This is a genomic window from Arthrobacter sp. FW306-1B-F12A, assembly GCF_058781865.1.
In genome coordinates this window covers 23,857-35,110 of the sequence record NZ_JBYSXD010000050.1, presented here as the reverse complement: position 1 = coordinate 35,110, position 11,254 = coordinate 23,857, and the positions used below count along the sequence as shown (strand labels likewise).

The window sequence follows — 11,254 nt, the reverse complement described above, 5'->3', positions numbered from 1 at the left end:
CCCCCGCCTACGAAGCCGCCGCCTCCTCCACTGCTGATGGGCGGCTGGACCGCTTGCTGGTTGTTGGCGGCGGCCGCTGCGGCTGCCGCTGCGTCGGCTATCGCCTTGCGCTGCGCCGCCTCCCTCTTGGCCTCCTGGGCGGCCTGGTACGCGGCAAGCGCAACCTGGCCTTCTTGATATTTCTGTGCGACAGCGGCAGAAGTGGAGGTCAAGGACGCGAGTTGGGCCACCATGGTCTTTCGCTGGCCGTCCGTGGCGGCCACGCTGTCTTCGGCTGCCCGCCTTGCAGACTCTGCGGCCTGGGCCTTTGCCGCGGCGTCGCTGTCCAACTGGGCCAGCACATCGCGGGCGGCTTGTTCCTGGGCGGTTGCGGCGGCAGATGCCCGGGACGCGCTCAGGGCATCATCGTGCAGCTTCGCCGTACGATCCAGGACCCTGTTCAGCAAGGCGAAATTTTGAATGTTGTCCGGCGCGATGGCGGCGTTCGCAAGGGACCAGGGACCGGGATCGAAGCCGCCCGACTCGTATGCCTGGACCACCAGGGAGGACGTGGCCTTTCTCAAGGAATCCGCTTTTGCCTTGGCCTGTTGGGACGCCTCGGCCAGTTTCTGGGTGACTGCCTGCTGGTGCAGCAGTGCGTCATGGGCCTTGGCGTACTCAGTTCCGGCCTTGATGGCCGCCGCGCCGAGCTCTCCGGATTTCTGCTGAAGTCCAGCCAATAACTGGTTGATGCGGTCTACTTCGGCGCTTGCGGCAGCTTCGTTCCCTTGGGCTTGCTGTACTTCTGCCCAGCTGGGATAGCCCGACGGCGGGGCATCGTCGTCCGCCGAAGCCGGGCCTGCTTGGAGAAGCGACGCGACAAGCAAGGGCACAATGATTGCCGAAAGCCGTAGCGACAACGGATTCATTGGATCTGACCTGCCTCCCGACTCGGAACACTAGTCCAGAACCTTAGCCGACAGGCACCCAGAAGCCACCCAACCCCGCCGCCGGGGACAATACTCACAGGCAGCTCTCAGTTTCTCCGAGACACCGTTTAGCCGATGTCCTCTGCTTCAGGACCGCGTGCTTCAGGACCGCCGTACTCTCCGGCGCCATAGGAGCCAGGCTCCTGCGCCAAGGTTTCGTCCAAGACCTCGCCGACAATCCGGAATGCCGTGGATGGCTGGTAACCCTTGCGGGCAAGCATCGACGCGAGCCGCCGGGTTTGCTTGTCCCGCTCGGCCCTGTCGGAAAGGTCCGTCCCGGCCCTCAAGCGGCGTGCGACCAGATCCCTGGCCGCGTTCCGCTCGTCGTCGTCACTCACTTGCGCGAGCGCCTGCTCCGCGGTTTCCGTGTCGATGCCTTTGTCCGCCAATTCGCGCCTCAAGGCACCCCGGGCGAGTTTCCTCGACTGGGAACGGCTGCGGACCCACATTTCGGCGAAATCGGCGTCATCAATGAGCCGGACTTCCTCGAAGCGGTCCAGAACGGCTTCGGCCACCTCCTCCGGCACGTTCCGTTCGGCCAGTTTGCGGGCAAGCTGAAGCCTGCTCTTGGGCGAGTTGGTCAGTTGCCGCAAAACAATGGACCGGGCTACCGATTCCGGATTGGCCTCAGGGTCCGCCGCCACGGACGAATCCGCAGACGGGCCCCACGACCGGGAAGAACTTGAGGAACGGGAGCGGCCCTGGCGCTTAGCCGTCAACGGCCTTCAGCTTCGGAGATTTTTCGGCTTCGGCAGGCTTGACTACTCCGACGCCAAGCTTCTCCTTGATGAGCCGCTCGAGGTCCGCAGCCAACTCCGGGTTGTCCCGCAGGAAACGGCGCGAATTCTCCATACCCTGGCCCAGCTGGTCACCGTCGTAAGTGAACCATGAACCGGACTTCTTGATGATGCCGTGCTCGACGCCCATGTCGATGATGCCGCCCTCGCGGGAAATACCCTGGCCGTAGATGATGTCGAACTCCGCGATCTTGAAGGGCGGAGCCATCTTGTTCTTGACGATCTTGGCCTTGGTCCTGTTACCTACCGAATCCGCGCCTTCCTTCAGCGTCTGGATACGGCGGACGTCGATGCGGATGGACGCGTAGAACTTCAGGGCCTTGCCACCGGTGGTGGTCTCCGGGGAACCGAAGAAAACGCCGATCTTCTCGCGGAGCTGGTTGATGAAGATGGCAGTCGTCTTGGTCTGGCTCAGCCGGCCGGTGATCTTACGCAGGGCCTGGCTCATAAGGCGGGCCTGGAGGCCGACGTGGGAGTCGCCCATTTCGCCTTCGATTTCAGCGCGGGGAACCAATGCGGCGACGGAGTCGATCACGACGATATCCAAGGAGCCGGAGCCGATCAGCATGTCCATGATCTCCAAGGCCTGCTCACCGGTATCCGGCTGCGAAACCAGCAGCGCGTCGGTATCGACGCCCAGTTTCGCCGCGTACTCGGGATCGAGGGCGTGCTCGGCGTCGATGAAGGCTGCGATGCCGCCCTGGCGCTGGGCGTTGGCCACAGCGTGAAGCGCGACGGTGGTCTTACCCGAGGATTCCGGGCCGTAGATTTCCACGATACGGCCGCGCGGCAGGCCGCCAATTCCCAGGGCGACGTCCAAGGCGATGGAACCAGTGGGAATGACTTCGATGGGCGCACGGATATCGTCACCCAAGCGCATGATGGAGCCCTTGCCGAATTGCTTGTCGATTTGGGCAAGCGCTGCCTCGAGCGCCTTCTCACGATCCTGGTTTGCCGCCATGGTTCACACCTCTGATGCTTTCTCGCTGTGGACTGGCCTGAACGGCCGCTTTCCTGTCTCATCCGACGCTAGTACGAGCCGCTGACAATTTTGTGTACGACTTCGTCTATGTGGACAACTACGGGCTTCGAATGACACGGAAACCGCTCCGTCAGGACCAATTTTCCTCTGATAGGAGCATAGCCTCATCCGAACAGATATTCGAACAAATTTGTGGGCGTGTCCGTCCAGGAACCGGAACTCAGAACGTCCGGGAACCCTTGTCGGCGGGCTTGATATCCCTGCCGAGCCGTCGCTCCGGCGGAACGTCCTGGACGTCGCACAGGGCAAGCCAGACGTCGCGGGGGCTGTAGCCCGCTGCCAAGGCGTCGTCTGCCGTCCGTCCGCCGACGCCGGCCAATACAAGGGAGCTGCTGAGGACCCGGGAGTAGCCAGCCCCGAATTCATCGTCCATCAGCCGCCAGAAGTCACTGATCCGCACCAATAGAGTCTCTCATGGGAGCGGACTCTAGAATGGTTGTCATGAGCAACACTCCCGACGACGCGCCAGAGATGGTGGAGGTTGGCGACAACGTCGACGCCGCCCTCCAGCAGGTGGAACACCAGCTGAGCATGTTCTGGCGACGCGCACGATCGCTGTCCCACCAGTTGTCCCGCCAGGTCCATCCCGACATGGAACCAGCCGCCTACGGACTGCTGACGATCATCCGGAAAGAGGGGCCAATCCGCCTCACGGAGCTCGCCTCGTGCATCGGTGTCGGGAAGCCATCGGTGAGCCGCCAGATCGCGTTCCTGGAAAGCATCGGCATGGTCTACAAAGAGGCCGACCCTCAGGATGGCCGCGCACAATCCATCCGGCTCACCCCCAAGGGCGAAGAAAAGATGCACCAGGTCCAGGACGCACGCCGGCAGGTGTTCCGGGAACGCCTGGGTGAATGGCCGCTGGAAGAAATCCAGACGCTTGCTGACTACATTGAACGGCTCAACGCCGCGTATGGCGAAGGTATCGGCAAGGACTGACCTCGCCAGGCCACAAAAGCCCAAGAAGGAGGGCCTCCAGCTGGAGGCCCTCCTTCTTTACTTCAGGTCCGCCTAGCGGGCTCCGGAGAGCATGCCCTGGGTGAAGTCGTCGTTCAGTTCGGCGCTGAGCTCGCGATCGAGATCGCGGCCATAGCGCTGGGCGAATTCCTGCGGGACGGTGTCCGGAACAGCGACGCCTTCGGCGACGGCAACCCGGTCACTGACCTCGCGGAGCATGCCGGACAACGGAACGTCCAGGGCCGAGCAGATCGAGGACAGCAGCTCTGAGGATGCTTCCTTCTGGCCGCGTTCAACTTCGCTCAGGTAGCCAAGGGAAACGCGGGCGCTGTGCGAGACTTCGCGGAGCGTACGGCCCTGGCGCTGGCGGACATCGCGCAGGACATCACCAATTTCGTGACGCAGTACAACCATTTTGCGCTCCTTCTGTTCGCTCGGTGCCTTCTCGGCCAAGCCCACATCCTTCCAGCGGACAACGCCGTTTATGGATACGGGCTGCTTAACCATCTGTATCGCCTTGCTCCCTCGTGAGGCCGGTTCACCTTGCGGGTGCACCGGTTGTTTTTTACATCCTAGGCGCCCCGGCCATTCCGGGGCGACACAATGTAACAACTATTGGGCCGCTGTTTTTGTTCCCGGCTACTTTACGTGCGGTAAGTCGGCATGGACAAGGCACTCCAACAAGCGCTCCAGTGCGGCCGCGGTCGCCTGCGCACGGATACTTGGGCGATCTCCCCGAAAGGAGTAGGCATGGGCCGCAGCTCCGCCCTGCGTGGCGACGCCAATGAAGACGGTGCCAACCGGCTTCCCGTCATGCGGCAAAGGTCCCGCAACCCCCGTCGTGGAGACCCCGACGTCGGCCCCGCACGCGCGCCTGGCACCGTCGGCCATGGCCGCCGCCACTCCGGCGTCGACGGATCCGACGGCGGACAGCAACTCCTCGGAGACCCCCAGGATTCCGGCCTTGACGGCATTCTGATAGGCGACCACCCCGCCCTGGAGCATGCCTGACGCGCCGGGAGTGTCGGCGAGGGTGGCGGCAACCATTCCGGCTGTCAGGGATTCTGCGGTAGCCACGGTAACGCCCCGCTCGATGGCGAGGGCGACGGCGGACGCAGCCGCCTCATCAGCGGTGGGGCTCATGCGCGCTTGCCCGCCGAGCGAAGCTTTGCGGCTTCGATCACATATTCGGCGCCGGTCCACACTGTAATGGCGAGTGCGACGATCATGACCCAGAAGGCCACGCTGACGAGCCACGGCGCGAAGGAATTCAGCGGCAGGATGTAGAGGAAGATCGCGACGGTCTGGATGACGGTCTTTAGCTTGCCGCCCCGCGAGGCCGGCATCACGCCATAGCGGATGACGAAGAAGCGCAAGGCGGTGATGCCCCATTCGCGCACGAGGATGAGGATCGTGATCCACCACGGCAGCTCCCCCAGCGCCGAGAGGAGAACGAGTGCCGATCCGATCAGCAGCTTGTCGGCAATCGGGTCCGCGATCTTGCCGAAGTTGGTGACGAGGTTGCGGCTCCGGGCGATGTCGCCGTCGAGCTTGTCCGTATAGATCGCCACAGCGAAGGCCACAACGGCGGTCCAGCGCCAAATGCCGTGCTGGCTGTTGTCCGCCAAGAGGAACCACACGAAGAACGGGACGAGGACAATTCGAAGCATCGTCAGGATGTTGGGCAGGTTCCAGATATCGGAGCTGCTGGAACCGGCTTTGCTGCCGTCGGATGTAGTCACCCCTCTAGGCTACCGTCCGGTCAATGACCAGGCGTCTTCGCCGCCGTCGTCCTCGTCATCGATGCCATCTGCTCCGTCGTGGTACTCCGTGGCCTGCTTGCGGCGTTCGAGATCGGCGGCGACCAAGTCCTCGGCGTAACCGCCGACGGCGATGTTCGCGTTCGCGTTGTCGCTCAGCGCCGCGGTGTGCGCGTCGGGGATAGCCGGAGCATCCTGCCCCTTCATGGCTGCCAGCACGGGAGCGAGGTCGTCGGGCTTGACCAGGACATCGCGGGCCTTGGAACCTTCGGACGGGCCCACGACGCCGCGCGACTCGAGCAGGTCCATGAGGCGGCCGGCCTTGGCGAAGCCGACGCGGAGCTTGCGCTGCAGCATCGAGGTTGAGCCGAACTGCGTGGTGACCACCAGTTCGGTGGCCTGGAGCAGGACCTCGAGGTCGTCTCCGATGTCGTCGTCGATCTGCTTCTTCTGCGCCTCGGGTGCGACGTCGTCACGGTAGACGGCTTTGAGTTGGCCTTTGACGTGTTCCACCACGCGGTGGATTTCGGACTCGGTGACCCAGGCGCCCTGCACGCGCATCGCCTTGGAAGCGCCCATCGGCAGGAAGAGGGCGTCACCCTGGCCAATGAGTTTTTCCGCGCCGGGCTGGTCCAGGACCACGCGGGAGTCGGTGACGGAGGACGTTGCGAACGCCATACGCGAAGGGACGTTGGCCTTGATCAGGCCGGTGACGACGTCAACGGACGGACGCTGGGTGGCGAGGACCAGGTGGATGCCGGCAGCACGGGCCAGTTGGGTGATGCGGACAATCGAGTCTTCGACGTCGCGCGGGGCCACCATCATGAGGTCGGCGAGCTCGTCCACGATCACCAGCAAGTACGGGTACGGCTTGATGACGCGCTTGGAGTCGACCGGCGGCAGAACCTTGCCGGCGCGGACCGCCTTGTTGAAGTCGTCGATGTGCTTGAAGCCGTAGTTGGCGAGGTCATCGTAGCGGGCGTCCATTTCGCGCACCACCCACTGAAGTGCCTCGGCGGCCTTTTTGGGGTTGGTGATGATGGGCGTGATGAGGTGCGGAACGCCCTCATACGCGGTCAGTTCCACGCGCTTGGGGTCCACCATGACCATGCGGACCTCATCGGGTGTGGCACGCATCAGGATCGACGTGATCATGGAGTTCACGAACGACGACTTACCGGCACCTGTGGCACCGGCCACGAGCAAGTGCGGCATTTTGGCGAGGTTCGCGACGACGTAGCCGCCCTCGACGTCCTTGCCGACGCCCATCACCATGGGGTGGTCTGTCCGCCTGGCGTTCTGGCTGCGCAGGACATCGCCGAGGGACACGGTCTCGCGGTCCGTGTTGGGGATCTCGATGCCGATGGCAGACTTGCCCGGAATAGGGCTGAGGATACGGACATCACTCGATGCCACCGCGTAGGAGATGTTCTTGGACAAGGCAGTGACGCGCTCCACTTTGGTGCCGGGAGCAAGTTCGATCTCGTAGCGGGTCACGGTGGGTCCACGGCTGAATCCGGTGACAGTGGCGTCCACGTTGAACTGCTGCATCGTGTCCGTCAAGGCGGCCACGACGGCGTCGTTCGCTTCCGTGCGTTCCTTCGGGATGGAGCCCGGAGTCAGGTTGTCGGAGGACGGCAGCGTGTACGTGACGTCCCCGGCGAGCGAAAGTTGTTCGGTGCGCTGCGGGATCGGCGTCGGGGGCGGTGGTGGACTGACCGGTGCCGAAGGCACGATGACCGGTGGAACGGCGGCGGCCGGCGCGACCAAGGGGATCGCTTCGGTGGCGTTGTCCGCAACCGCCTTCGCGCTTCCGAGTCCCTGTGCACTTCCAAGACCTTGCGCGGCTTTGATCTTCTCGACGGCGATTTCAGCCTGGGTCGGCCTGCGCACGCCCGGCGGCACGGCGGGCCCGCCCTTCGCGGGAGGGGCATCGTCGTCGACGATTGCGTGCTCGAAGGCTTCGTCGCCCACATAGCCCTCGAGTGTGGGGTCGTCGTCGTGGTCCTTGCCGAAGAAGCGCTTGCGGCGCTTCTTCTTTGGCTCAACGGCCGCCTCGTTTTCGTAAAGGTAGCTGCGGTCGTGGGAATCGTCGTGCTGCGAGCCGGCATCCACGAGATCGACGCCCATGAGGTGCTCGTAGGCGCCCCGGATACGCCGGGGAATGGCGCCGAAGGGCGTGGCCGTGACAATCAGGAGGGAGACGAACGCCAAGGCACCGTAGACCAGGACGGGTACGGCAGGGTGGATGGCGGCAAGAGGCGATGCCGCGAGGAAACCGAGCATCCCGCCCGCACGCCGGAGGCCATCGAAGCCGTCGGCGACGGTCGGCTGGCCCCCGATGATGTGGGCCAAGCCGGTTCCGGCGAATGTCATGATCAGGAAACCGATGCCCACGCGGTTGTTGCCCCGGCTGTCCCATGGCTGCCGGAAGAGCCGGAAGGCGCAGACAAAAAGCATGAGCGGCAGGAGCAAGGACACCCAACCGAAGGTTCCGTTCACGATGCTGTAGACAACGTCCGGGAACCAGCCTTTGAAGCCCCACCAGGCGAAGGTTGCTATGAAGACACCGAGAGCCAGGTTGAAAAGGGCGGCGCCGTCCCGGCGGTCGGCGGGATCAAGGTCACTGACGTCATGGCCGATCCGGCGGACCCCCGCACCCACCACGTGCCCGATTCCCAGCCAGACACCCGCAAGCACACGCAGGATCCAGGGCTGTTGGGGTTCGACGACGGCGGCCTGCTTGCCGCGGGCCGCGCCTGTGCCGCTCCTGCCGGTCTTGGCCGGGGTCCGGCCGCTGCCCGAGCCGCTGGTTTTGCTGTTGGAGCTGCCTCTAGGCGCGGAGGTAGTACGAGTCGCCATATCGGCCACGCTACCCCAAGCCGTCCGGAAAGCCGCGGATTTCAGGGGAACGGAGGAGCCATGTTGCCCCTGTAGAACAATCCGCGGACCTGGTTCCGCGGCGGGCCGGCCTTCAAACACGAACGGCCCGGTTCGCTTGAACCGGGCCGTTCGGAGTCTTCTCCGTCCGGGCTATGCTTCCAGAACCAACGGGATGATCATGGGGCGCCGGCGAAGCTTGCGGTTGACCCACGTGCCGATCACGCGGCGCACGACTTGCTGGAGCTGGTGGTTGGTGTGGTCCGCGTGGTGGAGCACCGCGTCTTCGAGGGCAGCATTGATCTTGGGGATGATTTCGTCGAACACGGAATCGTCTTCGGCCACGCCGCGGGCGTGGATTTCCGGGCCCGAGACGATCTTGCCGGTGGTCCGGTTGATCACGGTGATGACCGAGATGAAGCCCTCGTCGCCGAGGATCCTGCGGTCCTTGAGGTCGGCGTCGGTGATTTCACCCACGCTGGAGCCGTCCACATAGACGAAGCCCACTTCCACCTGGCCAACAACATTCGCTTTGTGGTCCCTGACGTCGATGACTGTGCCGTTGTCGCTGAGGATGACGCGGTCCGAGGGCACGCCGGAGTCCTCCGCCAGGTTGCCGTTGGCGATGAGGTGACGGGTTTCGCCGTGCACAGGCATAGCGTTCAGGGGCTTGAGGATGTTGTAGCAGTAGAGCAGTTCGCCCGCAGCGGCGTGTCCGGAGACATGCACTTTGGCGTTGCCCTTGTGCACGACGTCGGCGCCGAGCTTGAGCAACCCGTTGATGATCCGGTAGACCGCGTTCTCGTTGCCGGGGATGAGGCTCGAGGCCAGAATAACGGTGTCGCCCTGGCCCACCACCACGCGGTGGTCACCGTTGGCCATCCGGGACAGTGCCGCCATGGGTTCGCCCTGCGAGCCCGTGGACATGAGGACCACGCGGTGGTCCGGCAGGTTGTCGATGTTCTTGATGTCCACGAGGATTCCCGGCGGGACGTCAAGGTAGCCCAGTTTCGCGGCGATAGCCATGTTGCGCACCATGGACCGGCCCACGAAGGCGACATTGCGGCCATGCTGGGCGGCGGCGTCGAGCACTTGCTGCACCCGGTGCACGTGCGAGGAGAAGGAGGCAACGATGATCCGCTTCTTGGCCTGGCCGAACAAACGGTCCAAGGTGGGGCCGATCTCCTTTTCCGCCGTGGTGAAGCCGGGAACATCCGCGTTGGTGGAGTCGGCCATGAACAGGTCCACCCCTTCTTCACCCAGGCGGGCGAAGTGGCGCAGGTCCGTGATGCGGCCATCGAGGGGCAACTGGTCCATCTTGAAGTCGCCCGTGTGCAGGACGTTGCCGCCGGCAGTGCGGATGAAGACGGCCAAGGCATCCGGAATGGAGTGGTTGACGGCAACGAATTCGCATTCGAAGGGGCCGAACTGCTCCACCTGCCCTTCGGCGACCGTCAGCGTGTACGGCTTGATCCGGTGTTCCTGGAGCTTGGCCTCGACGAGGGCAAGCGTCAGCTGGGAACCGACCAACGGCAGGTCCGCGCGCAGGCGCAGAAGATACGGCACAGCGCCGATGTGGTCTTCGTGGCCGTGCGTCAGGACGATGGCAACTACGTCATCCAGCCTGTCCTCGATGTACGAGAAATCGGGCAGGATCAGGTCGACACCCGGCTGTGTCTCTTCAGGGAAGAGCACGCCGCAGTCAACCACCAGCAGCTTGCCGTTGATTTCGAAAACGGCCATGTTGCGGCCGATCTCCCCCAGCCCGCCGAGGGGCACAATCCGGAGTGTTCCCTGCGGAAGTTTGGGCGGGGTGACAAGTCCGGGAAGGGCGGTTTGGGTCATAATGCGCTACTTTCCGGCGGAATCGTTCTAGACAGTGAAGTCCATTCCAGCTTCCGCCAAGTCCTCGCGGATGATTGCGATCTCGGCGGCGTCCGGCTCCACGAGGGGCAAACGGACAACCGAGTTGGGCAGGACTCCCTGCCATTTAAGAATTTGTTTGGCGGCGACGGCGCCTTGGACCCGGGTCATGGTTGCGCGAATCACGGGCTCGAGTTCGAAGTTGATCTTGCGTGCCGTGCCAAGGTCGTTCGAGTTGATGGCGTCGATCAGCTCACGGAAGCGGCGGGTGACAACGTGGGTGGTGACGCCAATCAGGCCCACCGCACCCATGGCCATCCACTGGAGGGTCAGTCCGTCGTCCCCCGAGTAGAAAAGAAGGTCGGTTTCCGCCATGACGCGTGTGGCCGCGGCGAAATCGGCCTTGGCATCCTTGACCGCAACGATGTTTGGGTGGGAGGCAAGGCCGATCATGGTCTCCGGCGCGATCTGGATGGAGGAACGCCCAGGAATGTCATAGAGCATGACAGGAAGCTCGGTGGCGGACGCAATGGCCTCGAAGTGGGCCCGGACGCCAGCCTGGCTCGGCTTGTTGTAGTACGGGGTGACGAGCAGGAGTCCGTCGACGCCGAGCTTCGCGGCTTCCTGGGAGAGGTGCACCGAGTGCGCGGTGTCATTGGTTCCCGTGCCCGCGATGATTGCCGCCCGACCGCCCACGGCTTCCTTCACGGCGCGGAACATGCCGAGGTTTTCCTCGTCGGTGAGCGTGGACGTCTCCCCCGTTGTTCCGGTGACCACCAGGCCATCGCAGCCGTCGTCAACAAGCTTGACTGCCAGTTCCGCTGCCTGCTTGTAGTCAACTTCGCCGTCCTTGGTGAACGGGGTGACCATGGCGGTCAGAAGGGTACCGAGAGCAGGAACGTTCGCACGAGAGTCAGACATATCAAAAACGTTACCCTGTCAGCTGCGGGTTAGGAGAATGGGGCCCGCGTGATTGTCGTCAAATTC

Annotated in this window: 10 protein-coding genes and 1 pseudogene; 1 reads left to right on the top strand and 10 read right to left on the bottom strand. The window is 63.8% G+C overall.

What is annotated here, in order from left to right:
- The 4 genes and pseudogenes from AC3WJU_RS18905 to AC3WJU_RS18890 all read right to left on the bottom strand — a co-directional run.
- A pseudogene (locus AC3WJU_RS18905) lies at positions 1-908 on the bottom strand (lytic transglycosylase domain-containing protein); the annotation flags it as partial.
- 128 nt (positions 909-1,036) lie between these two features.
- Entirely contained in the window at positions 1,037-1,612 is a 576-nt protein-coding gene (locus AC3WJU_RS18900) for a regulatory protein RecX (protein WP_306962856.1), read from the bottom strand.
- A gap of 64 nt (positions 1,613-1,676) precedes the next feature.
- Positions 1,677-2,726, bottom strand: a complete 1,050-nt coding sequence (gene recA, locus AC3WJU_RS18895) for a recombinase RecA (RefSeq protein ID WP_059387807.1) — start codon at positions 2,724-2,726, stop codon at positions 1,677-1,679.
- A 241-nt stretch (positions 2,727-2,967) separates the two neighbouring features.
- On the bottom strand, positions 2,968-3,207 hold the full coding sequence (locus AC3WJU_RS18890; RefSeq protein WP_059387808.1) for a DUF3046 domain-containing protein: 240 nt from the start codon (positions 3,205-3,207) through the stop codon (positions 2,968-2,970).
- A gap of 41 nt (positions 3,208-3,248) precedes the next feature.
- Between AC3WJU_RS18890 and AC3WJU_RS18885 the strand changes: the two genes are divergently transcribed.
- Positions 3,249-3,746: a MarR family winged helix-turn-helix transcriptional regulator gene (locus AC3WJU_RS18885; RefSeq protein WP_284989330.1), complete on the top strand. Its 498-nt coding sequence runs from the start codon at positions 3,249-3,251 to the stop codon at positions 3,744-3,746.
- Between the two features lie 72 nt (positions 3,747-3,818).
- Here AC3WJU_RS18885 and AC3WJU_RS18880 read toward each other — a convergent pair whose 3' ends face one another.
- The 6 genes from AC3WJU_RS18880 to dapA form a co-directional block, all read right to left on the bottom strand.
- On the bottom strand, positions 3,819-4,271 hold the full coding sequence (locus AC3WJU_RS18880; RefSeq protein WP_059387810.1) for a helix-turn-helix domain-containing protein: 453 nt from the start codon (positions 4,269-4,271) through the stop codon (positions 3,819-3,821).
- 132 nt (positions 4,272-4,403) lie between these two features.
- A complete protein-coding gene (locus tag AC3WJU_RS18875; protein WP_306962853.1) occupies positions 4,404-4,907 on the bottom strand; it encodes a CinA family protein in 504 nt (167 codons plus the stop codon).
- Positions 4,904-5,506, bottom strand: coding sequence for a CDP-diacylglycerol--glycerol-3-phosphate 3-phosphatidyltransferase (gene pgsA / locus AC3WJU_RS18870; RefSeq protein ID WP_307053499.1), 603 nt, complete (start codon positions 5,504-5,506; stop codon positions 4,904-4,906). Before pgsA ends, AC3WJU_RS18875 begins: the two co-directional genes overlap by 4 nt.
- A gap of 9 nt (positions 5,507-5,515) precedes the next feature.
- Complete coding sequence (locus AC3WJU_RS18865) at positions 5,516-8,386, bottom strand: FtsK/SpoIIIE family DNA translocase (RefSeq protein WP_307053500.1); 2,871 nt, start codon at positions 8,384-8,386, stop codon at positions 5,516-5,518.
- A 171-nt stretch (positions 8,387-8,557) separates the two neighbouring features.
- Entirely contained in the window at positions 8,558-10,249 is a 1,692-nt protein-coding gene (locus AC3WJU_RS18860) for a ribonuclease J (RefSeq protein WP_332603259.1), read from the bottom strand.
- A gap of 27 nt (positions 10,250-10,276) precedes the next feature.
- Entirely contained in the window at positions 10,277-11,188 is a 912-nt protein-coding gene (gene dapA / locus AC3WJU_RS18855; protein ID WP_059387812.1) for a 4-hydroxy-tetrahydrodipicolinate synthase, read from the bottom strand.
- Between the last annotated feature and the right edge of the window lie 66 nt (positions 11,189-11,254).